At 69.9% G+C, this 20,138-nt stretch carries 30 protein-coding genes, 1 tRNA gene and 2 pseudogenes; 25 read left to right on the top strand and 8 right to left on the bottom strand.

Going from position 1 to position 20,138, the window contains the following annotated elements; all coding sequences use genetic code 11:
• Window positions 1-9: 9 nt before the first annotated feature.
• The 5 genes and pseudogenes from ACF09J_RS14055 to ACF09J_RS14035 form a co-directional block, all read right to left on the bottom strand.
• The gene (locus ACF09J_RS14055) at window positions 10-1,137 is read right to left on the bottom strand and encodes a three-Cys-motif partner protein TcmP (RefSeq protein WP_392305660.1); all 1,128 of its coding nucleotides are present in this window, start codon (window positions 1,135-1,137) and stop codon (window positions 10-12) included.
• 100 nt (window positions 1,138-1,237) lie between these two features.
• Window positions 1,238-1,996 carry a DUF5131 family protein gene (locus tag ACF09J_RS14050; RefSeq protein WP_392305659.1) on the bottom strand — a complete coding sequence of 253 codons (759 nt, stop codon included), beginning with the start codon at window positions 1,994-1,996 and terminating at the stop codon, window positions 1,238-1,240.
• Between the two features lie 165 nt (window positions 1,997-2,161).
• Complete coding sequence (locus ACF09J_RS14045) at window positions 2,162-3,055, bottom strand: phosphorothioated DNA-binding restriction endonuclease (RefSeq protein ID WP_392305658.1); 894 nt, start codon at window positions 3,053-3,055, stop codon at window positions 2,162-2,164.
• Window positions 3,056-3,931: 876 nt separating this feature from the next.
• A pseudogene (locus ACF09J_RS14040) lies at window positions 3,932-4,150 on the bottom strand (UDP-N-acetylglucosamine 1-carboxyvinyltransferase); the annotation flags it as partial.
• Between the two features lie 2 nt (window positions 4,151-4,152).
• Window positions 4,153-4,590 carry an ATP-binding protein gene (locus ACF09J_RS14035; RefSeq protein WP_392305657.1) on the bottom strand — a complete coding sequence of 146 codons (438 nt, stop codon included), beginning with the start codon at window positions 4,588-4,590 and terminating at the stop codon, window positions 4,153-4,155.
• 176 nt (window positions 4,591-4,766) lie between these two features.
• Here ACF09J_RS14035 and ACF09J_RS14030 point away from each other — a divergent pair, with 176 nt between their 5' ends.
• The 3 genes and pseudogenes from ACF09J_RS14030 to ACF09J_RS14020 all read left to right on the top strand — a co-directional run.
• On the top strand, window positions 4,767-6,038 hold the full coding sequence (locus tag ACF09J_RS14030) for a helix-turn-helix domain-containing protein (protein ID WP_392305838.1): 1,272 nt from the start codon (window positions 4,767-4,769) through the stop codon (window positions 6,036-6,038).
• Window positions 6,035-6,580: a flavoprotein gene (locus ACF09J_RS14025; RefSeq protein ID WP_392305656.1), complete on the top strand. Its 546-nt coding sequence runs from the start codon at window positions 6,035-6,037 to the stop codon at window positions 6,578-6,580. The genes ACF09J_RS14030 and ACF09J_RS14025 overlap by 4 nt, the downstream gene beginning before the upstream one ends.
• A gap of 72 nt (window positions 6,581-6,652) precedes the next feature.
• A pseudogene (locus ACF09J_RS14020) lies at window positions 6,653-6,891 on the top strand (tyrosine-type recombinase/integrase); the annotation flags it as partial.
• A gap of 55 nt (window positions 6,892-6,946) precedes the next feature.
• Here the strand turns inward: ACF09J_RS14020 and ACF09J_RS14015 are convergent.
• The 3 genes from ACF09J_RS14015 to ACF09J_RS14005 all read right to left on the bottom strand — a co-directional run bounded on the left by ACF09J_RS14015 (window position 6,947) and on the right by ACF09J_RS14005 (window position 9,232).
• Window positions 6,947-7,059, bottom strand: a tRNA-OTHER gene (locus tag ACF09J_RS14015).
• Window positions 7,060-7,144: 85 nt separating this feature from the next.
• Complete coding sequence (locus ACF09J_RS14010; RefSeq protein ID WP_392305655.1) at window positions 7,145-8,434, bottom strand: tyrosine-type recombinase/integrase; 1,290 nt, start codon at window positions 8,432-8,434, stop codon at window positions 7,145-7,147.
• A gap of 426 nt (window positions 8,435-8,860) precedes the next feature.
• Window positions 8,861-9,232 (bottom strand): XRE family transcriptional regulator, encoded by a 372-nt coding sequence (locus ACF09J_RS14005; RefSeq protein WP_392305654.1) that lies wholly within the window; start codon window positions 9,230-9,232, stop codon window positions 8,861-8,863.
• A 267-nt stretch (window positions 9,233-9,499) separates the two neighbouring features.
• Here ACF09J_RS14005 and ACF09J_RS14000 point away from each other — a divergent pair, with 267 nt between their 5' ends.
• The 22 genes from ACF09J_RS14000 (at window position 9,500) to ACF09J_RS13895 (ending at window position 20,105) form a co-directional block, all read left to right on the top strand.
• Window positions 9,500-9,808: a helix-turn-helix transcriptional regulator gene (locus ACF09J_RS14000; RefSeq protein WP_392305653.1), complete on the top strand. Its 309-nt coding sequence runs from the start codon at window positions 9,500-9,502 to the stop codon at window positions 9,806-9,808.
• Window positions 9,786-10,016, top strand: coding sequence for a hypothetical protein (locus ACF09J_RS13995; protein WP_392305652.1), 231 nt, complete (start codon window positions 9,786-9,788; stop codon window positions 10,014-10,016). The genes ACF09J_RS14000 and ACF09J_RS13995 overlap by 23 nt, the downstream gene beginning before the upstream one ends.
• Before the next feature lie 89 nt (window positions 10,017-10,105).
• A complete protein-coding gene (locus tag ACF09J_RS13990; protein WP_392305651.1) occupies window positions 10,106-10,504 on the top strand; it encodes a hypothetical protein in 399 nt (132 codons plus the stop codon).
• Entirely contained in the window at window positions 10,501-11,031 is a 531-nt protein-coding gene (locus ACF09J_RS13985; RefSeq protein ID WP_392305650.1) for a hypothetical protein, read from the top strand. Before ACF09J_RS13990 ends, ACF09J_RS13985 begins: the two co-directional genes overlap by 4 nt.
• Window positions 11,028-11,576: a hypothetical protein gene (locus ACF09J_RS13980; RefSeq protein ID WP_392305649.1), complete on the top strand. Its 549-nt coding sequence runs from the start codon at window positions 11,028-11,030 to the stop codon at window positions 11,574-11,576. Before ACF09J_RS13985 ends, ACF09J_RS13980 begins: the two co-directional genes overlap by 4 nt.
• Window positions 11,576-11,818, top strand: a complete 243-nt coding sequence (locus ACF09J_RS13975; RefSeq protein ID WP_392305648.1) for a hypothetical protein — start codon at window positions 11,576-11,578, stop codon at window positions 11,816-11,818. The genes ACF09J_RS13980 and ACF09J_RS13975 overlap by 1 nt, the downstream gene beginning before the upstream one ends.
• Window positions 11,815-12,369: a hypothetical protein gene (locus ACF09J_RS13970; RefSeq protein WP_392305647.1), complete on the top strand. Its 555-nt coding sequence runs from the start codon at window positions 11,815-11,817 to the stop codon at window positions 12,367-12,369. The genes ACF09J_RS13975 and ACF09J_RS13970 overlap by 4 nt, the downstream gene beginning before the upstream one ends.
• On the top strand, window positions 12,369-12,659 hold the full coding sequence (locus ACF09J_RS13965) for a hypothetical protein (protein WP_392305646.1): 291 nt from the start codon (window positions 12,369-12,371) through the stop codon (window positions 12,657-12,659). The genes ACF09J_RS13970 and ACF09J_RS13965 overlap by 1 nt, the downstream gene beginning before the upstream one ends.
• Entirely contained in the window at window positions 12,656-13,567 is a 912-nt protein-coding gene (locus ACF09J_RS13960) for a Rad52/Rad22 family DNA repair protein (RefSeq protein WP_392305645.1), read from the top strand. The genes ACF09J_RS13965 and ACF09J_RS13960 overlap by 4 nt, the downstream gene beginning before the upstream one ends.
• On the top strand, window positions 13,564-14,238 hold the full coding sequence (locus ACF09J_RS13955) for a hypothetical protein (RefSeq protein ID WP_392305644.1): 675 nt from the start codon (window positions 13,564-13,566) through the stop codon (window positions 14,236-14,238). The genes ACF09J_RS13960 and ACF09J_RS13955 overlap by 4 nt, the downstream gene beginning before the upstream one ends.
• On the top strand, window positions 14,235-14,519 hold the full coding sequence (locus ACF09J_RS13950) for a hypothetical protein (RefSeq protein ID WP_392305643.1): 285 nt from the start codon (window positions 14,235-14,237) through the stop codon (window positions 14,517-14,519). Before ACF09J_RS13955 ends, ACF09J_RS13950 begins: the two co-directional genes overlap by 4 nt.
• On the top strand, window positions 14,516-15,010 hold the full coding sequence (locus ACF09J_RS13945; protein ID WP_392305642.1) for a hypothetical protein: 495 nt from the start codon (window positions 14,516-14,518) through the stop codon (window positions 15,008-15,010). Before ACF09J_RS13950 ends, ACF09J_RS13945 begins: the two co-directional genes overlap by 4 nt.
• Window positions 15,007-15,459, top strand: a complete 453-nt coding sequence (locus ACF09J_RS13940) for a helix-turn-helix domain-containing protein (protein WP_392305641.1) — start codon at window positions 15,007-15,009, stop codon at window positions 15,457-15,459. Before ACF09J_RS13945 ends, ACF09J_RS13940 begins: the two co-directional genes overlap by 4 nt.
• On the top strand, window positions 15,456-15,707 hold the full coding sequence (locus tag ACF09J_RS13935; RefSeq protein WP_392305640.1) for a hypothetical protein: 252 nt from the start codon (window positions 15,456-15,458) through the stop codon (window positions 15,705-15,707). The genes ACF09J_RS13940 and ACF09J_RS13935 overlap by 4 nt, the downstream gene beginning before the upstream one ends.
• Window positions 15,704-16,141, top strand: coding sequence for a hypothetical protein (locus ACF09J_RS13930; protein WP_392305639.1), 438 nt, complete (start codon window positions 15,704-15,706; stop codon window positions 16,139-16,141). The genes ACF09J_RS13935 and ACF09J_RS13930 overlap by 4 nt, the downstream gene beginning before the upstream one ends.
• A gap of 39 nt (window positions 16,142-16,180) precedes the next feature.
• Window positions 16,181-16,618: a hypothetical protein gene (locus ACF09J_RS13925; RefSeq protein ID WP_392305638.1), complete on the top strand. Its 438-nt coding sequence runs from the start codon at window positions 16,181-16,183 to the stop codon at window positions 16,616-16,618.
• 87 nt (window positions 16,619-16,705) lie between these two features.
• Complete coding sequence (locus ACF09J_RS13920; protein ID WP_392305637.1) at window positions 16,706-17,569, top strand: helix-turn-helix domain-containing protein; 864 nt, start codon at window positions 16,706-16,708, stop codon at window positions 17,567-17,569.
• Complete coding sequence (locus ACF09J_RS13915) at window positions 17,566-17,928, top strand: hypothetical protein (RefSeq protein ID WP_392305636.1); 363 nt, start codon at window positions 17,566-17,568, stop codon at window positions 17,926-17,928. The genes ACF09J_RS13920 and ACF09J_RS13915 overlap by 4 nt, the downstream gene beginning before the upstream one ends.
• 46 nt (window positions 17,929-17,974) lie before the next feature.
• Window positions 17,975-18,586: a WhiB family transcriptional regulator gene (locus ACF09J_RS13910; RefSeq protein ID WP_392305635.1), complete on the top strand. Its 612-nt coding sequence runs from the start codon at window positions 17,975-17,977 to the stop codon at window positions 18,584-18,586.
• Window positions 18,587-18,678: 92 nt separating this feature from the next.
• Window positions 18,679-18,939, top strand: coding sequence for a hypothetical protein (locus ACF09J_RS13905; protein WP_392305634.1), 261 nt, complete (start codon window positions 18,679-18,681; stop codon window positions 18,937-18,939).
• A complete protein-coding gene (locus tag ACF09J_RS13900; protein ID WP_392305633.1) occupies window positions 18,936-19,079 on the top strand; it encodes a hypothetical protein in 144 nt (47 codons plus the stop codon). The genes ACF09J_RS13905 and ACF09J_RS13900 overlap by 4 nt, the downstream gene beginning before the upstream one ends.
• Before the next feature lie 12 nt (window positions 19,080-19,091).
• Window positions 19,092-20,105, top strand: a complete 1,014-nt coding sequence (locus ACF09J_RS13895; RefSeq protein ID WP_392305632.1) for a hypothetical protein — start codon at window positions 19,092-19,094, stop codon at window positions 20,103-20,105.
• Window positions 20,106-20,138 lie beyond the last annotated feature (33 nt).

The following is a 20,138-nucleotide window of genomic DNA, read 5'->3' as shown; positions in this document are numbered from 1 at the left end:
CTGGACCTCTCACCAGAGAGCACCCTGCTCAGCCGACGGACCAGGAGGGGGCGGTGTCGCTACCGCGCTCACCCGGGTCTTGCTGTTGATGGCACGAGGTTCCGTCGTCACGGCGCCCGACTCACGTAACTGTCGGACGGCCGTGATCACTTGGGCGGGCCGGTAGACGGTCTCCAAGAGGGTGTAGCGCTGGAGTTCCGGGACAGTTCGCCCGTTGGGTGCTTCGGATATGAAGTCGTGCAGGATCCGTCGTAGTGGAGCCGTATCCGGTTCGAATACGAGATCCAGCAGCTGCTGTTCGGTGTCCCTGGGGTCGCGGTAGCGGACGCCGTAGGAAGGGTCTACCTTCCACATGGCGTCCTTCATCTTCTCCAGTCCCCGCTCGTGCTGGGTGCCGAAGATCAGGTAGAGCTTCCTGCCGCCCTCGTCGACCATCTCGAAGTACAGCGTGTGCGTGAAGCCGGCCTGGCGCAGCGTGGCCCGGTATTGCTCGCGCAGGAACGTGAACTTTTGCGAGGAAGGCTGCCGGAATACGTCTTGCCACTCCTGGCTGCCGAAGGCTTCGTCACCGAGTTGCCGGTGGCCGTCGTGTCTCTCGGCGAACCGAGTGAGGAAGGCGGGTTCGAAGGTCGCCATGACTTCCGTGCTTCGGTAGCGACCGAGTTCATGCAGGAGCGAGTACGGGATGTCGGGCCCACCGAAGCTGTCCAGGAGGACGAAGAGGGGCTTGCCCAGCCTGCCGGTGCTCTGCAGCTTCCTCAGGAGGGCCGGGTGGAAGTCTCCCTGTCCGATGTCGACCGACAGACGTGCAGTGATGTCGTCCGCGTGCCTCGATTGAGCGAGGGCCATCTGGCGCTGCAATTCTTCTACCCGTCGGCGGTCTTCCTCCATGAGGATCAGACGCATGCGCTTCGGGAAACGGTGCAGAGCGCGGGCGAAGACCTCGTAGGCGACGACGGGAGATCCGGGCTCGCCCTGCTTGTAGACGCCAGCGCCCGCGAACCCTTCCGCGTAGGTGATCACGTCGTTCCGCGACAGCAGAATGGGCGCCCACGCTTCCAAGTACCGCTTGAGTAAGTCGTGTTTGGCGGCCGTGTGCGGATCGCGTTCCCACACGGCATCTTTCGGTATGGCCATGACCGCTCCCCCTGCTCCGATACGGCCCTGCTGGGGAGAGGGTCACACACCGTTGCTATATGCCACCAGAGCGCGTACGGCGTTCCTTGAAGATTGGCCGTTACTGCACTGCTGCCACGCGCAGCCGGGGCGGCATCTGGTCCCACGTGATGCCGGCGAGCTCACGGCCTCCGGACTTGGGGGTGCGGCCACCCCACTGCTTGAAGAAGAACGGCACGTCGGCCTTGTTGCAGGTATCGCGGATCTCGACCAACCATTCCTCTTGCACGGGGCGGTGTTGGGGGCCGGATTCTCCACCTGCGATCACCCAACCGATGCCGTCCAGACGCAAACCTGTCAGAGGGCCGAGCAGTGGTTCGCAGGACAAGAACCGCACTGCGGCTGGCACCTGCCGCAGTTCGTCGATGCGATCCAGGTGATCCGCGTTCTCGACGGAGACGCCCATCCAGAGGTTGGGAGGCCAGTCGAGTTGGCCTGCTAGTCGCCGGAGCCTGCGGGCCCTCTTCGTCAGTAGTTGATAGGTGTGCTGTGGGGTGTCAGCGATTACCTGGAAGACTTGCTGTATGAAGTCCAAGGGCACCTTGGCGTGGAACAAGTCGCTCATTGAGTTGACGAAGACCATGCGGGGGGCCTTCCACTGACGCGGGATGGTCAGCGTGTCCGGATGGAGGGTGAGGCCGAACCCTGGGCCCGATGTCCTGGGGTCCCCGTCGATCTGGTACTTCGCCACCCCCATCGCCTTGAGGCGTCTGGATAACGTCAGGGCGTAGCAGTTGTCGCACCCGGGGGAGATGCGATCGCAGCCTGTGGTGGGATTCCAGGTCGCCTCAGTCCACTCGATTGTGCTGCGATCGCCCATGAGTCCCCTCCCGTAGCAGTTGGGCAAGGGCCATCAACGCTTGCCCCCTTGGCGCCTCGACTGCGCTGCCTAACGAGCGACGTACCGAACTGGCACGCGACCGTGCCCATCTTTCAGGTCGAACGTACGTTCTGTGAAGGGGGTGTCTCATGAGGGCTGCAGCGGTCAGGCAGTCGTAGCAGGGCGCGGCTCGCCGTGGAAGACCTGACGGGTGTGCCAGTCGCGGTGAGCGGCAGCAACAGGGCGCGCGCCGGGCTGTGGGCCGACGAGTGGACGGCCCGCGAGGGCTATGACGTGCTCGCGGGCGGCTGCGCTGTGGCCGACGAAGCGCTGTGAGACCAGGATGCGGTGGCCGTCTCCCACACCGAGGACACCCTTGTCGAAGAGCTTGTGGTGCAGCGAGCACAGGCACAGCCCGTTCTCGATGTCGTCGGGGCCGCCGAACGCCCACCAGCGCACGTGGGCGGCCTCCAGCCCGACTGGCACCGCGCCGATCCTGCCGTCGTAACCGCAGAAGGCGCACCGGTACTCGTAGGCGGTCAGTACCAGCTCCCGCATCCGCGGGTCCCGCTGCCTGCGTGCCGTCGAGAGCTGCTCGGTCTCCGCCGGCTCCAGTTCCAGGCCGACGGCTTCGCACAGTTCGCTGTGGAGGGAGGGTGGGAAGTGCAGGTCGAGCAGCAATCGTGCGATTCTGCCGAGCAGTTGCGGTTTGCGTCGCAGCGCCGCTCTCAAGTCCGGCGCGAGTCGTCCGGTGGCGCCCGTCTCCCGGAGGTCCCGGACCCCACTTCCGGGGCTGCCAGGCCCGCGATCGGTGCGCACTTCCCATAAGCCGTCGCTGACCAGGTGATGAAAGGGGTAGGCGGGCGTCGTCTTGTTGGGCGGGCCGTACGCGGTCAGCAGGCGCTGCAGGTCCTGCTCCACCGCGGTGTATTGCAGATCGCCGTCGGCGTCCTCCTGGAACCGGCCGAGGGCATACAGGAGCAGCAGCGGCTTGTGCGGAGCGCGGGTTCCACTCCTGGTCCACTGCCTCAGCTTCGCGATCCGCTCCAGCCAGTCCATGGCGGCTGATCGTAGACGGGCCTCTCAGGCACATGGCGTGGGCGGGGTTGGAAAGCCCCACCTCTGCCCGCAGCCGCACCCGTGCCATATGCGCGAACCAGCGACACCCGCTTCAGGAGTTCGATCCCCGCCCGCGCCGGCCGTTGCCGTCGACTGATGCGACAGTCGGACGAAGCCGCTGGGGTGTGCCTCCGTCCGGCGCCGTTGACGTCAGCCGTAGATCTCAGAACTCGCGCGAGATCCACCGGTCACCGAGGGACCCAAGGGGTACGACCGCACTGCTTGCTCCACGTTCACAACAGGCCATTTCGGCGGAGTTCCTCCTGACGTCGGCGGTCCGCATCAGCGCCACTCTTGCCACGAGCTGCTCGTGCCCGCTTTCGCGCCTTGCAAGGGGTTTGTGCCTGGGCGTCAAGTACCCGCTCGTACTTGTTCTCACCATCCACGCTCGACGGATCAACTGGGTCTCCGCTGTGCAGGTTGTAAGCAACGAACCACTGGCTCACAGTCGCCCCCTTGCCCCCCTTGCCCTTGACGCTACCGGTCTCGGCATAGCGTCGGCCCCCTGAAGTTGGTGAAGGGCACTTTACTCAGCGTGGTCGGCGTGTGCCATGGCCTGCGGCGAAGGATGCCTGAGTCGATAGACGTGGCCAGGACGCGGCCCGCGTTGACCTCGACGGATACGTCTGGGGTGTGAAGGGGCACTGCTTGTACCCAAGTGCGAAGGTCCTCCCCTAGTCGGAAGCGACCCGCCGTTGGACACAAGCCGTTGGGATCGACTCCATGAGGTTCGCATCGAGACCAACGCGTACCGTCTCACCCTGCTCTTCTCGGACTTGCAGGTCAGCGAGGTGCCGGACGGGTACGCCCCGGCCTGTGCCAGCCTGCCTGCTGCAGCAGCGAAAGCGTGATGTGGACGTCCGTGTTGGCCGGGATGTTGCTCAGCCTCACCGGACAGCCGATGGCTGCAGCGGCGGCCAGCAGCGGGAGGGCGGCGTTCTTGGATCCGTCGACGGTCACAGTGCCGGTGAGCGGTGGGCCGGGTCGTACGGCGATCACCTCGGCTGCCACGCTTGGGGCGCGGGTTGTCGTCATCATCAACTCCTTTGCAGAGGAAGGGAGAAGGCGACCTCTTGGTCCGGGCTGGTGGGCAGATCGATCTCGGCCCAGCAGCGCTTTCCGATCGCCGTCGGCTCAGCGCCGTACCGGTCGGTGAGAACGGCGACGAGGAACAAGCCCCGGCCGCTCTCGCTGTACGGGTCCGGGAGACCTGGCTGGGGCAGCAGCGGGCAGGCGTCGCAGACCTCGATCCGCAGTGCGTCCTCGTCGAGGCGCACGGACAGGGAGACCGGGTCGGCGCCGGCGTACCGGACCGCATTCGTGACGAACTCACTGATCACAAGCTCGGCGGTGTGCACCACCCCAATGGTGAGCCCCGCATCCCAGCCTTCTATCTCGTCCACGGCCTGGTGCCGGGCGGCGGTGACCGCAGTCGGTGTGGCGGGTACGGAGAGAGTGAACTGGTGCGCGTTCACCAGTTGCCTCCTGGATCGGTGCGGCTGCTCCACGCAACCGCTCCGAAGGCAGGCGGGGCCACGCTGTGTGCTGGGGCTGCATCACTTATGCAGGAGCTGCATCGCGGTCAATCACAGCTCGGCTACGCTCGGTTGAGCAGGCAGGATCGGCGACGGCAGGAGGGGCCGTGGCACAGATGGCCCAGGCGCAGAGTGAAGCGAGACGGATCGGCGAAGTGATCCGTCAGGCAAGCGTGTTACAGCGGCGCTCGCAGAAGGACGTCGCCGTCGCACTGGGGTATCACCAGTCGAAGTTGAGCCGCCTGGAGAGCGGCAGGGGCACGCAGGACGTACGCGTGCTGCGTGAGATCGCGCATGTACTGGACATTTCACCGCAACGCCTCGGCCTCGCCACCGCCCCCGATGCCAGCCCCGCCGACCCCGGAACCGAGGACATGCACCGCCGCACCTTCCTTGCCGCGAGCGTCGCCGCGCTCGCGGCTCCGCCGTCGTCCACCGCGGCACATCACGACCTGATCCAGGTCCTGTTGCCGGGTACGAGTCCCGCCGCCACCGGGCATTCCTCGGGCATCGACGAGCTGCGGGAGCGGGCACGGGCCGTACGCCGGATGTTCTGCATGTGCGACTACGCGGAGCTGGAGCAGGCCCTGCCGGGTCTGATCGCCGACCTGCGCCAGGCTGCCGGCGGCTCATCCGGCTCGGCGGAGGCGTCCGGGTTGCTTGCGACCGCCTACCAGACGTCGGTGAGCCTGTTGCTGAAGCGAGCCGACCAGGGCAACGCCTGGCTCGCGGCCGGTCGGGCCATGGCCGAGGCGGAGCGGTCTGGGGATCCTGTCGTCCTCGCCGCCAGTGTCCGCGTTCACGCCCACGTTCTGGTGAGGGAGAAGCACTCCGCCGAGGCCGTGAACATGGTCCGCCACACAGCCGACCAGCTCACCGGCTCCTACGACCAGCGCTCGCCCCGGTACCTGGCAGCGGTCGGCCTGCTGTTGCTCCGCGGCGCGACTGCCGCCAGCAGGAACGGCGACCGCGACACCACCCAGGAATTCCTCACCGAGGCCCAGGAGGTGGCTCGCTACGTCGCCTTCGACCGGCCGGACGCCTGGGCGAACTTCAGCCCCACCAACGTCGCCCTGCACGAGGTCAGCGCGGCCGTCTCCTTCGGCGACGCCGGCATCGCTCTGCAAATCGCACGGCCCCTCATGCGGCGGCACATTCCCGTGCCCGAGCGACGGGCCGCGCTCTGGGTGGAGGCCGCCCGCGCCTACAGTCAGCAGGGCAGACTCGCCGACGGCTACCAGGCCCTGCGCATCGCCGAGAGCTGCGCGGCACAGGACGTCCGCCGCCCGGCCGTACGCGAACTGGTCGCCGACATGGCAGCCCGTGACCGCCGCCGGGCACTGCCCGAGCTGCACCACTTCAGCCGCCAACTGGGAGTGCCCGCGTGAGTGATCAGCACGACAAGCCGTTCCTCCAGATCGTGGTCTGCGCGGCCGGGGTCGCCGCCGACGTCGGCCGGCTGATCACCGCCGCACAGGAGCGGCACTGGGACGTCGGCGTCATCGCCACCCCACAAGGACTTGGCTTCCTTGACGCGGAGGCGGTCGAGGCCCAGACCGGCCGCCCCATCCGCTCGGCCTGGCGATCACCGGGTGAACCACGCCCGACTCGGCCCGCGGATGCGATCGCGGTCGCCCCGGCCACCTTCAACACGGTCAACAAGTGGGCCGCCGGGATCTCAGACAATCTCGCCCTGGGCATCCTGTGCGAAGCGCCCGCCATGGACGTCCCGGTTGCCGTGCTGCCGTACCTGAACTCCGCCCAGGCCACCCACCCCGCGTACCGCCAGAGCCTGGACCGGCTGCGAGAGATGGGCGTCCTGATCGGCTCTTACGAGCCTCACCGGCCGAAGGCCGGCGGCGGGGCCGACCGCTACCGCTGGGAGGAAGTGCTGGAGCTGCTTGCCCCCAAGCTGTCCGTGGGGTCGTGATCAGCGCTGCGGTGTGCGTGGCGACTGCGGGGCCGGGACGGCGGGCCTTCTCCTGCTCGGCGCGAGTGGGCCAGCTCCACCCGCGTCGCCCAGTCCGCCGACCTACGCGCGATCCGGCTGCCCGATGCCGGCACGGCACCGTGACCCTCCTCACGGCGGCCGGAGTCGCGCCCCGCGTCGTGATGGAGATCCTCGGCCACTCCCAGATCAGCATCACCATGGACGTCTACACCCACGTCGTCCAGGACACCCAGCGCGAGGCCATGAGCCACATGGACCGCCTGCTGCGGAGGGGTCCCGGTCGTCAGTGACCGCCTCCGTTGATGTCAAAGGCCCCGGACCATGATCGGTCCGGGGCCTTTTCGCTGGTGCCCCCGGCAGGATTCGAACCTGCGACACCCGCTTTAGGAGAGAACGTAAAGCGATCATGAGGCTCAGTAAGCCGCCGTGAGGCTCAGTGAGTCCATGATAACGAGGGCGTGACCTGCGCAAACAGGTTTCAGTGAGCGTCAGTGAGGATCAATGAGGGGGTGTTGTGGACTCCATGTGGACTCCCGTGGACTCTCACCCCGCCACCGCCCGCAGAGTTCGAACACCCTCGGCCTCCGGAGCCATCCTCGCCCGCACCTTGGCAGCAACATCCTCCGGCGAGTGCTGGTAGATCCACGTGACCTTGGACCCCCGCTCATGGCCCATCACCGTCTGCGTGTCCTTCTCGTCGATCCCCAGATCCTTCAGCCACGTCGCGAACACGTGCCTCAGGTCGTGCACCCGCGGCCACCACTCCGTCCGACCCGTCTCCGGGTTCTTCACCTTCCTGGCCAGGCCTGCCGCCTTGATGGCCGGCACCCACACCCGCCGGAAGTTGTGCCGGGTGAGCACCCCTCCCTGCGGCCCACGGAACACCAGTTCCTCGGGCACGAGGTCGTACGGGTCGTCACCGATGGGCGTCACAGTCTTCGGGGGACGCCACCGGTCGACCATGGTCTGGATGGCCTCGGCCGCCTGCGGCGTGACCGGCACCGTCCGGAACCCAGCGACGCTCTTGGGCGCAGGCTTCCGGAACAGCCGCCCATCGTCCTCACTGAGCACCTCCTTTACCTTGAGGTGCTGAGCCTCCAGGTCCACGTTCTCCCACCGCAGCCCCGTCGCCTCGCCCCACCGCATGCCGGTGTGCTCCAAGTAGACGACGAGCGGCCGGTAGTACGCGGGCAGCTGCTCGACGATGAGCGCGACCTGCTCCCGGGTCGGCGGCCGGACGTCGTCCGGATGCTTCGCAGGAGCGTCGCCGATGTCGAGGTCGGCGGCCGGGTTGAAGGGGATACGCCGGCCGTCCTTCACCGCGGCCCGCAGCATCTGGTTGAGCAGCTCGCACACCTTCTTCCGGGTGTGGTAGCCCTTGACCTTCGTGAGCCACGCCTGGAGTTCGATGTACTCGAGGTCGCACAGTCGCCAGGCGCCCCACTTCGGTTTGATGTGGGCGGTCCAGTTGGACAGCTTCCTGTTGATGGTCGTCACCGCGCGGTCGGGCTGCGCTTCCCACCACAGGTCCCACCACTGGTTCATGGTGATCTCGCCGCGTTTCGGGTCGCCGTACTCGCGGCGCCGGACGCGGGAGCGGACGTCGTCGAGGAAGGCCTCGGCGGCCCGCTTCCCTCCGTCCGCGATCGGGAAGTTCTTCGCCTTCTGCTTGCCGGCCGGGTCCCGGTAGCGGGCCTGCCACGGGCCGATGCAGTCGCGGCGCCGCTTCCGGTCGGCGTACTCGCCGCCGGGCGGGTACTTCTCCATGCACTCTGGGCAGCCGCACACCTTGGATCGGATCTGCCGCGGGTTGTTCGAGGCTCTACGCCCCATGATTCACCACCTGTTCGCTCATCCTCTGCTGAGGCATGTGCGGGACCGGGGTCAGGTCGACCGAAGCCCCGCACCAGCAGACTGCACCCATCTCGGGCTGAGGGACGACGAGTTCGGTGAGGATGGCGCGGATGAGCGTCACGGTGTGTGCGAGGGAGAGGCCACTCGGTATCTCGATGGCGCGAGCGTCAGCATCGAAGGTAGGGAGGGCGTCGGGAGGGACGAACCAGACGCGGACACACATACACACCCCCGGATTGCAGGTGAACGGGACCTGTTACCGACGGGGGAGGACATCGGCGTCCGTCCGAACGTACCCGCGTTTGGGGAAATTATCGACCGTTGTTGAACATGTTGTAGAGCCGATCTCACGCTGAGTGAACAAGTCCGTTTAGCGGAGACTCACGAGACGGCCAGAGGGTTGCACTACTGGCCCGTACGGTTCATCTCGTTCAACGCGCGCATTTCGACTTCCTTGGCGCGCTGCTGCTCCTCGGTCAGGCCGCGCCACAGTTCGATGATGCGGGCCTCGGCGTCGGGGGAGAGTGGGCCGGGCGACTCGCGGCCGGCTGCGGCGAAGATCTCGGCTTCGGTGAACTTCGGGAAGGCTGCGGCGAGGGCGCGCAGCTTGTCGCGGTTGGGGCCGCGGCCGGTGCCCCGCTTGCGGTGCACCCATGAGTTCACGGTGGCAGGGGAGACGCCGATGCGGCGCGAGATCTCGCTGTCGTTGACGCCGTAAGTGCTCTTGAGGCGAGCGAGAAGCTGCGCCAGATCCTCGGTTCGCTCCTGGTCTGCCACGGCCTAAGAGTGCATGTTGATCTTCTACTTTCGCAAGTGAAAGTAGAAGCATGGCGCGTTATGTACGCGGCGCGTGACCTCCCCGGCACGCGCCGTCGCCTCTGTCATATGCGCCCACCATAGAACACTCGTTCGACTCAGGCTACGACGACACGGCCCGCCCGAAACTCACTCACACTCACTTGACCTCACTGACACTGACACAGTAGAAATGTGTCAACGCCGGGGCGACCCGGCGCCGCAGTCCCCGAAAGACGCGAGGCACACATGACCGACCTCATCCGCAAGAGCGAAGGCCAGCCACTCCGAGACGCGATGGAGCGCCGCGGCGTGACCCAGGCCGAGCTCGCCGCCCGCACCAGGGCGGTCGACGTCCGCGGACGGGGGGTGAGCCTCGCAACCGTCAGCAAGGTCACCGGCAGCGGCCGGACCGCAGCCGAGCAGTGCCGGCTGCGGACGGCGTGGCTCATCGCCACGGCGTTGGACGAGCCCCTCCAGGACCACTTCGACATGCCCACAGTTTCTACAGACACAGTGAAAGGGTGTAAAGGCCATGGCGACTCAGACCCTCGCTGAGCGCACCGAGACCCTCGCCGCCGTCGGTCTCTCCCCGCTCCTGACCACGGCTCAGCTGATGGCGCTGTACGGCGTCTCCAACTGGACCGTCAACGAGTGGGTGAAGCGCGGCTGCCCGGTGGAGCCGACGGCGTTCCGCGGCCGGCGTTTCAACCCGGACCGCGTCCGCACGTGGATGGCCGAGCAGAGCGCACAGCTCTCCGCCTGACCCCTTGATGCGCCGAAGGGCCGCTCCGACTTCCCGGCCCGAGCAGCCCCCGACACGGCGCCCCTACACGATCCGAAAGAGAGGCCCCGATGGGCACTGAGATTACCGAACCGACCTCGAGGTCGTTCCGGCAGCCGCGCTTGATCGGCGAGCAGCGTGCCGCCGTGGAGGCGCTGGTCACGCTGACCGAGATGCTGGGCACGCTGCCCGGCGGGTACATCAAGATCCACCAGCCGGTGTTGTCCACCCCGGCGACGCTGGCCATCCAGTTCGACAACCCGCAGGCGTTCGAGCAGTGGCGGGCGGCGCTGGGGATCGAGACGTCGGCCGTGGCCCTGCACGCGACGTCGGACGAGCACGTGTGGCTGTCCGTTGAGTCCGTGTTCTGCGGGGTGCCGTTCGAGATGACGGGCTTCGGTGTGCCGCTGACGGCGGAGCAGGCGAAGACCGCGCAGTGCGTTCACCAGGTTCCGGCGGTGGCCGCGTGAACACCCGAGCCGTGAACGCTGCGGCGGGCGTGATCGCCGCCGCCATGGAGCAGGGCAAGAGCATCCCGGCGAGCCTGGCGATCGCGCTGGACTCCGCCCGCCTGCTCCAGTCGCCGGAGACCGCTGCCGAGTTCGAGAAGCTGCTGCGCTGGCACCGCGAAGACGGCGAGACGATCACCAAGCTGATGGCCCGCATTGAGCGGCGCCGGGCCCGGCTGGTGAAGGCCGAGGCGGACCTGCTGGAGATGCGCGGCCTGCTCTCCCCGACCGGTGAGCCGCGCCGGATCCCGGCCGAGGTGGAGATCCACGAGCGGGTGGCCCCGGCCGTCGAGTGGCTGCTGGGCCGGGTCGCCGAGCTGGAGGCCCGGCTTGCCGAGTCGGACCGGCCGGTGGACGAGGACCCCATCGCCTACGCGCTGACCCCGGCCGCCGAGGACCTGCGCGCCGAGGAGGACGTGACGCCGCAGGTGCAGCGCCTGCGCGCCCTCCTCGCTGGGCAGCGGCAGCAGACGGGCGGTGCCCAGTGAGCGACCGCGACTTCCTCACCCAGGAGCAGCGCGACGCCATCAGCGAGCTGATCGGTGACGCGAAGCCCGCGAGTTCCGCACTGCTGGTGTCGTTCGCTCAGTCGGTCCGTGACCGGCGCGACCACGACCACCCGAAGTGGGAGGACTTCTACTGCCTCAACCTCTCGGCGTACATGGGCGAGCGTGCGGCCTACGTGCTGCGCCGCGTCGTGGACGCCGAGGCTCGCATCGCCGAGCTGGAGGCCGCGCAGGGCACGGTGTACCGGGCGTCGCACGAGTCGATCGTGATGGGCCTGTACGCCACGGCCGCCGAGGCGCGGAAGCACTGCGAGACCGAGCTGCGCCGCGAGTACGACGAGAGCACGAAGGTGTCGCTCTGGTGGCGTGAGGGCGAGGACACCGGCGACCAGCCGGAGGACGGCGAGCAGGAGCTGTTCGTGCACGCCACCCCGAGCGGCATGGAGCGCGGGCGCACCTGGCGCACGGGCTACGTGGTGAAGCCGCTGGAGGTCGCCTCCGAGTACGACCCGGACGGTGACGAGTGATGGCCGCCGCGACTGCCACGGAGTGGCTGACCGCCGCGAGCATCGGGGTCGGCTCGTTCATCCCCGGCGCGCTGCTGATCCTCTCGCTGGACCACGACCTGACGCCGCGCCTGCCGCACGTCGACCTGGAGCCCGCCCGCGCCGCCGCCGAGCGCACGGCACGGCGGGCCCGGCTGACGCTGGCGGCGTGGCTGCTGGTCCTGGCCTGGCACCTCGAGGAGCCGAAGGGGGTCGCGCGATGAGCGAGCAGCGCGAAACCCTGGTCATGATCGTCCGGGAGTGGACCGAGGGTCGCGGCTTCACGCCCGTGACGCCCGCGGCCGTGGTCGACGCCTACCGCGCCGAGGTGCTCGCCGAGGACGGCCAGGCGTACGACGGCGAGCTGGCCATGTACCGGGAGCTCGTCCGCACCCTCCGCATCGTGGTCCGCTCGGATGACGCGGACATGGGTGAGGTGCGCCGCCTGCTGCACCACCACGCCAGCGACGACGCCGCCGCCCACGCTGAGGGGAAGAGCAGCCACCCGGCCGACGCCACCCCCACCGGGCCGACCGGTCGCGTCGGCAGGCTCCTCGACGCCATCCGCACCGGCCGCGGCCGGTGGACCACCACCCGCGCCGCCCAGTTCTACCGCGACGCCCGCCTCGGCCCGCCCGGCGCCACCTGGACCCGGATCCGCACCGTCGCCCGCGGTGACCTCCGTGACCTCGCCGCGTGGGGCCATCTGCTCCGGCACGAGGAGCCGGGCCGCCAGTACTTCACGCTCAAGACCAGGAAGGGCGGCAACGTCTGATGACGACCGCAACCGCGCAGGCCGGGGCTCAGGCCCCGGCCGCCGGCCCCGCCCCCGGCTGGCCGCACGACTGGGACCGCGTCCTCGACACCGCCATCCGCACCTGGGGCGGCCAGTGGACCACCGCCCGCGTGCAGCAGCTGTACGCCGTCCGCTACGGCCGCCGCCTGTACCGCGAGGACGCCCGCGCGTTCCTGTCCCGCCGCGCCCACCAGGGCCTGATGCGGCTCCACAACCAGCCCAACGCCCGCTACTACACGCTCCGCACCACCAAGGGGAACCCGTCATGACTGAGCTGACCAGCAGGCTCACCGATCAGCAGCTGAAGGTGCTGTACTCCGCGCTGCACAGCGACCGGGTGGGCTTCAACCCGAAGGGGTTCGCCCACGTCCAGCAGTGGGACGTGCGCCGCTTCCTGATCCGCGTCTTCGGCTTCGGCGGCTACGACACCGAGCTGGTCTCGATCGACCTGATCCGCGAGATCGAGCACCCGGCCAACAACGGCGGCAAGTCCCGGTGGACCGTCGCGTACCGCGTCCACCAGCGGCTGACCGTGAAGGACATCGCGGGCCGGCCGATCGCCACCTTCGACGGTGTGGCGACGGGCGACGCGCAGAACCAACCGTCCCTTGGTGACGCGCACGACGGCGCCGTGAAGGAAGCCGACTCGCAGTCGCTCAAGCGCGCGGCCGTCAACTTGGGCGACGCCTTCGGCCTGTCCCTCTACAACGGGGGCAAGACGAACCCGGTCGTCCTCTGGTCGGCTGCCCACCCGCACCTCACCATCAAGGGCCCGGTCGCAGGGCAGGACGAGGCCAAGCCCGAGGACCCGCCCGTCGAACCCGAGCCGGACGTCACGTCGAGCGAGCCCGAGCCCGAGCCGACCCGGCCCGCCGCCGTGCCCGACCCGGATCCGACGCCGCCGCCCGCCCGCGCCGTCCCGCAGCAGGAACAGCCCGCCCCCGCCCCGTCGGCGGCCCCGGCCGCGCAGCAGCAGCGCCCCGGCGCCATGCCGGCCACCGGGCCCAACGAGCGGCAGACCGCCCTCGACTCCATGTGGGAGGCCGCCCGCGCCGTCAACTTCGCCGACGGCCTCCCCGCGCAGTTCGAGACCGCCTTCGGCCACCCCATCGAGCAGGGCACCGCCGCCGAGTTCCGGCAGGCCCGCGACCTCATGACCGGGAGCGCCGCAGCATGAGCAACCTCCGTGAACTCGGCCTCGAAGAGGCCACCCTGAAGGCCCTCGCCGACACCGTCACCGACCGGCTCAAGGCCATCCGGGCGCAGACGCAGACCGGGCTTGACCATGCCGAGGAGCAGAGCGGCACCCGCCAGGTCGTCGCAAAGCTGCCCGACGGCACGACGATCGCCACCCTGTCGCTCACCGACCCGAAGCCCGAGGCGAAGATCACCGACCCGGACGCCTTCCAGGCGTGGGTGATGGAGGCCTTCCCCGACGAGATCCAGCGGCGGTTCGTCGCCGAGGTGCGCGCGGCGTTCGCCGACAAGCTCCTCGCCGAGATGACGGCGGCCGGTGTGGCCCGGGTCGTGAACAAGGAGACCGGGGAACTGCACGACGTGCCGGGCGTTGAGGTGAAGGCCACCCGGTCCCGGAACCACTCGCTGCGGTTCAAGCCGGGCGGCCGTGAGGCGATCGCTGCGGCCTGGCAGTCAGGGACGCTGGCCCTCCCGGGGGTCACCAGCCCGGCGGCGTTGGAAGCTGGCGGGGAGGACGTGGCCAAGCTCCAGGCCCGGATTGCTGAGCTGGAGCAGCGGGACGCCTGGCTGTCCGCGCTGGAGGCCGCGGGCGTCGACAACTGGCAGGGCATCGACCACGCGCGCGAGCTGCGTGACGGCGGTGCGTCGTGAGTGAGTGGACCATCGCGCTCGGCGCGCTCATCCTCCTGCTCGCCCTGGCCAGCATCGCGCTCGCGTCCCGCTGGTACTTCGCCCCGACCGGCGCCCACCGCGCGGCCCCGGCCGCTGAGGAGACCGTGCCGCTCGCTGCCCTGCTGCGCCCGCAGGAGGTCCCGGCGAACGACATCGGATGGTGCCCCGCCGAGCGGCAGGACCGGCTGCACGCCTACTACTCGGACGGCCGGCGCTGCTGGACGTGCCGCACCTTCACCCCCGTCGGCGGTGCCCAGTGACCACGCCGTCCCTGTTCGAGCCCGAGGTTCCGGCCGCCACCACGGCGGCCGGGCCCCGGCCCTACGTCATCGAGTTGCCCGCCGGCCTCGACCTGATCAACGCCAACCAGCGCATGCACGAGAAAGCCCGCGCCCGCCTCACGAAGAAGATTCGAGAGGCCGCGATGGAAGCCGTGTCCGAGTGCCCGTCACTCATGGACGCGCTCGCCGCCGCCAAGCCCGGCCCGCTGTTCCAGCGCGCGCACATCCTCGGCGTGCTCTGCCCGTCGACGTACGGCCGCCGCCGTGACCCGGCCAACTGGTACGGCTCCTTTAAGGCGGCCGTGGACGGACTGGTGGACGCGGGCCTGTTCGACGACGACGACCACACGCGCGTCGTCGGCCCGGACATGCGCCTCGGCAAGGTCGTGAAGGGCGGGCAACTCGTCCTCGTCGTCCGCGGCCTGGCCCCCGGCGAGGACCCCCTCGGCTACGGGGCGGTGACCCGATGAAGGTCCGCGCCGACGTCGCTGAGCTACTCAAGACGGGCAAACCCGAGAGGCAGATCGCTCAGGAGCTGGGCATCGACCGCGCCACGGTCCGGCGAACCCGAGAAGCCCTCGGCCTGCCTGCACCCCGCCGCGGGAAGCGCAGCAAGTACCCCTCGCTCGTGGACGTCCTCCGAGGGAACAGCGAGCCCCTGGACGACGAACACGTGCGCTGGACCGGCTACCGCGACGCCCGCAGCAACACTCCGCTCGTCCTGCACGGCGGCCAGCGCATTCCCGCGCCGCGAGCAGCCTTCCAGCTCCACTACGGGCGCGAGCCTGTAGGCAAGCCGCTGCCTACCTGCGGCATGCACGGCTGCATTGCTGGCGAGCACCTCGCCGACCGGCCCATGCGCGAGGCCAACGCGCGCGTCGACGTCCTGTTCGACGCAATCTTCGGCGGGTCGGTGTGACGGCCCGCCGCGGCCGTCGCCGCGCCCCGCCCACGGAGCCCGAGTACCGGCCGGGCCAGCTCCTCGACTGGACCGACTCCAGCCACTGGGACCACACCGGTCCGCGCCCGTGCCGGTACTGCGGATTCCCCACGCAGATGCGGGACTCCCACCGCTCCCCGGCGCACAAGACGTGCGCTGAGGAGGCCCTCGCCCGTCAGGCCGCTGAGGCGGCCGACGCCTACCACCAGAACGGACAGACCACATGAGCGACCGCCCGTACACCGACGACGACTTGCGCGCCGAGGCCGCCCGCCAGCACCACACCGCCAGCTGCGACCACGACTTCATGGGCATCGGCGAGCAGATGGACGGCAAGCCCATCCCCTCCACCGTCGTCGACCTGGAGCCGGAGACCGGCGAGCCCATCGGGATGGGCCGGGCCTGGAACCAGCTCAGCGAGGAGGACTTCGAGGCCGCGCAGCGCGCCGTCGACGACCTGCTGACGAATGCGGCCGACGTGTCCGAGTGGGCCGTGAACCTCGGCGCTGACGGGCTGGAGCCCTCGCCGAACGTCCTCAACCTCGACGGCGACGGTCACCCCCTCGTCCGCCTGCACATGGCCTTCCACTCCGACATGAGCGAGCGCGACCGGCAGCGCTTCGGCCTCGCCCTCGCCCACGTCATGGCCAACGCCCTCTGACCCCCACGCCCACGCACCACCGAACCCGGAAGGAACACCATGCCCAAGCTCAGCCCCGCCGACGTCCCCGAGGTCAAGCTCGACTCGGCCGCCGCCGCCATCGAAGCCTCCATGACCCGCGACATGCGCCGCAGCCTCTTCGAGAAGCCCGGCAAGGTCGTCTTCGCCATCGTCGAACTCACCTCCAAGAGCTACACCGGGCACGCCGAGGACGAGGACAAGGACCCGCAGGTCAAGGTCCGCGTCACCGGCTGCGAGGTCGCCCGGTCCGACGACGACGCCGCCGCCCTCGCCGACGCCAAGCGCGCCATGTGGAGGGGCCGGCAGATCGACGGGACGTTGGACGAGGTCGGTGAGGGCCCGCAGCGCCCGGACGCCGCCCTCCTCGACGTCACCCGCTCCAAGCCGTCCGAGGACGAGCTGAAGGAGCACAAGCGGCGCCAGGAGGAGCGCCGCCGCGCCGAGTTCGTCCGCTGACCCCGCGCCGCCCGGGGCGCACCACCACCCGCGCCCCGGGCGGATCTTGCCGGATCGGTTCCGCACCACACCTGAGAAGAGATCGACTTGAGCAGCGACGACGGCGTGCAGTGGGTGAGCACCGCGTGGATCAACGCCCTGCGGGACGAGGCCTTGCGCGTCCGCATGCCCGAGGTGGCCCGCGTCGTCGGCGTCGGCGTCTGGATCGCCACGTTCGCCGACAAGGACGGGACGAACGCGTTCCCCTCCCGGGAGACCCTGGCCACCCTCGCAGGCTGCTCGCAGGAGACCGTCACCCGCGCGGTGAAGGTCCTCATGGGCGTCGGCGTCCTCCAGCGGAAGCGCCGGCCGAACACCTCGGCGGTCTACCAGCTCCTCATGCCGCTGGGTGGCGCGCTCAACTGGTCCGCGCACATCCATCACATGACCGAGACCCGGCAGCGGAAGGCGTACGCCAAGAAGAAGGCCGAGGCGTTCGCAGAGGAGCGGACAGCGTCCACGGACGCGGTCCGGACAGCGACGACGGACAGGGTTCCGGACAGCGTCCGTGGCGGGGGTTCCGAACCCTTCGAAGCCACCCCGGACAGCGTCCATGGACGCCCCCGGACAGCGTCAGTGGACGCGCTCCGGACAGCGTCCACTGACGCGCCTACCAAGCCCACCCCTACCTCCGGTAGGGACCCCCACACCGACCACAACATGGCTGGGCTTTCACCTCAGCCACAGCAGCGCGCGGGCGAGGCCGCCGAAGAAGACGATTCCTCGAGGGGTGAAGGCCCGCAGGGCACGCCCACGCCGCAGGCCGCCGAGCGCGGTGAGCAGCCCGCGCCCGCGTTCGGCCGCTGCCGCGAGTGCGAGATCCCCCTCATCCGTCCCGGCCGCGCCCTCTGCCACGGCTGCGAGCAGTACCTCGCCAAGCACGCCACCACCCACGGAAGGCACACCGCATGACGTCCGAACAGGCCGCCTGGGTCCGGAAACACGTCCTGGCGCCCCGCGAGATCCCGCCCGCCTCCGCCGAATGCCCGTGCCAGGGCGTATCCAACGCCTGCGAGCACGGCCAGCACGACGAGTGCGGCCATGAGCAGTGGATCGCCTGGGGCGGTTACGAGGAAGAGACCGTCATCGGCCGTGGCTTCGGCCCCTTCCCCTGCGAGGGCGCCTTCGGCCTCCACCGCGGCGACGCCACCGTGTACCTCGCCGACCGGCGGTGCTGGACCCGCTGCAACTGCCACTGCCACCAGCCCGTACCGCGGCCCAGCGCAGCACCCCAGGAGACCGAACAGCTCGACCTGTTCGCCACCGCCTGACCGGCGCAGCCAACCGCCCCACGACCAACCCCCCGGGAGCGCGACCATGACCACCCTGCCCCAGCTGACCGCCCGCACCCCCGGCCTGCCCTGCCGCATCGACCCCGACCTGTTCTTCGCCGAGTCCGCCCGCGACCGTGACGCCGCGGTCCGCGCCTGCCAGGCCTGCCCCATCCGCACCGAGTGCGCCGCGTACGCCATCGAGGAGCGTGTCCCTGACGGGGTGTGGGGCGGCACCACGGCCGCGGACCGGCGCTCGTTTGCGGATGGCCGGCCGTGGCGGTTCGACGAGCAGGGCCGGTTGCGGCAGGCGTGTGGGTCGGTGCCGGCGTACCACGCGCACTTCAGCTACCGGGAGCAGCCGTGCGCCTCGTGTACGGCGGCGTTCGAGGCGCACCTCCTGGCCGCGCGCAGGGAGCGGCTGGACGCCGAGCATGCGAAGGGCGGGTCGCCGACGGGGTACGGGCTGCACCGGCGGATCGGGGAGCCCGCCTGTGAACTGTGTTTGTCGGCGATGCGCCGTCAGTCGGCTGCGGCGCGTCGTGCGAGGGCGGGGCGACGGCTCCAGCGGCCTCGCAGCGCTTCCGGGGCGTCCGGGGCGGCTGAGGCCGTACACGGGGCTCCTGTGGCCGCACAGGCGTTCCCCCTCGCGAGCTGAGGCCCACTGATGCTCGCCGTCCTCGCCTACGTCGTCCTCACCGCCGTCACCACCACCCTCGCCCTCGGCCACCGCCCGCCCCGGAGGAAGCCTTGACCATCTGCGCCCTCGCCGCCCTCACCCTCGTCCTGGCGCTCCCCACCGGCTGGTGCCTCGGCTACCGCACCCGCCGGCAGACCGCCACCGTCGCCGAGCACGCCGCACGCCCACCCGGCCCCCACGCCGGCGCCCTCGCCGACGAGCTCGCCCTCGCCTGGCACCAGCTGACCACCGCCTGCTGCCTCACCTCGTGGGAGACCCACGGCGCGCAGCACGACCCCGACCACTGCACCCGGAAGGACCAGACCACGTGAACGACTGCGAAGACTGCGGCCGCACCCTCTGCCCCGACTGCGGCACGCACTACTGCTGCGAGCCCTGCCCCTGCGAGCGCTCCCACACCTGCGACTGCGCGTGCGCTGAGTACGACGAGCGCCTCACCTACGCCGACTGAGAGGCCGACACCATGAGCCAGTTGAGCCCGGACGCGCGGGCCGTCGCCCGCGCCATCGACGCCCTGTCAGCGCAGGTCAAGCGCCTCGCCGACACCCGACAGAGCGACTTCGCCCTGACACCCGACGCCACCGACGACGCCCCGACGACGCCCGTCGCTCCAGACTTCACCAGCCCGATCGCGGGCCGGATCGAGGTACGCGTGCCGTGCCCGGAGTGCGCGCCGACCGTGATGATCCCGCGCACGGAGATCGCCGACCACATCACCCGCGAGCACATGCGCCAGGCCCCGGCCGCCGCCGACGCCCCGTCGACTGCCGTCGTCGATGTGTCGCCAGGCGTCGCCGTCGTCCACGGACGCCCCGTCGCCCTCGCCACACCCTGCGCTGCGTGCGGGCACGCGTACAACTGGCACGACAGGCCTGGCTGGTGCGAGCGCAAGGACGACGAGAACCGCCACTGTGGCTGCGCCGAGTTCATCCCCGGCGAGCGGCCCGAGCCGGTGGACCCGTGGCGCATCCTCGGCGTGGAGGCCCCGGCCGCCCCCTGCGCGCAGCACCCGAACGCCCCGGTCATCGGCGGCATCTGCGGCGGCTGCACCCAGTACCCCGCCGACATGCGCCCGGCCCCGGCCGCCGACGAGGACGCGCAGCGCACCGCCCGCCGCGCACGACTGCACAACCTCCTCGCCCGCGCCGACCGCAGCAACCTCACCCCCGGGGAAGTCGCCGCGCTCCGGGACCTGATGGACGCCGAGGTGCGAGAGGCCGACACCGCGCGCGCCGAGGCGCAGCGGCAGGAGCGCATAAGCCTCTCGGCGATTCGAGCGGCAAAGGAGCTGCTGAAGCGCCGCACGACGACGCTGCGTGAGCGCGCCGAGCGGGCCGAGGCCGCCATCGAGCGGGTGCGTGACACAGCGACATGGTTCCGCCACCACCACCCCGGGCTGATCCACCTGCGCGAGCGTCTGGACGCCGCCCTGGACAGCACCGAGCAGCCCAAACCGCCCACCACGGAACCGAACTGACGCACCAGACGTATCAACGGGTAAGCACCACAC

Source organism: Streptomyces sp. NPDC014889 (genome assembly GCF_043081205.1).
Classification (GTDB): Bacteria; Actinomycetota; Actinomycetes; order Streptomycetales; family Streptomycetaceae; genus Streptomyces.
This window is presented reverse-complemented; position numbering and strand designations above follow the sequence as displayed.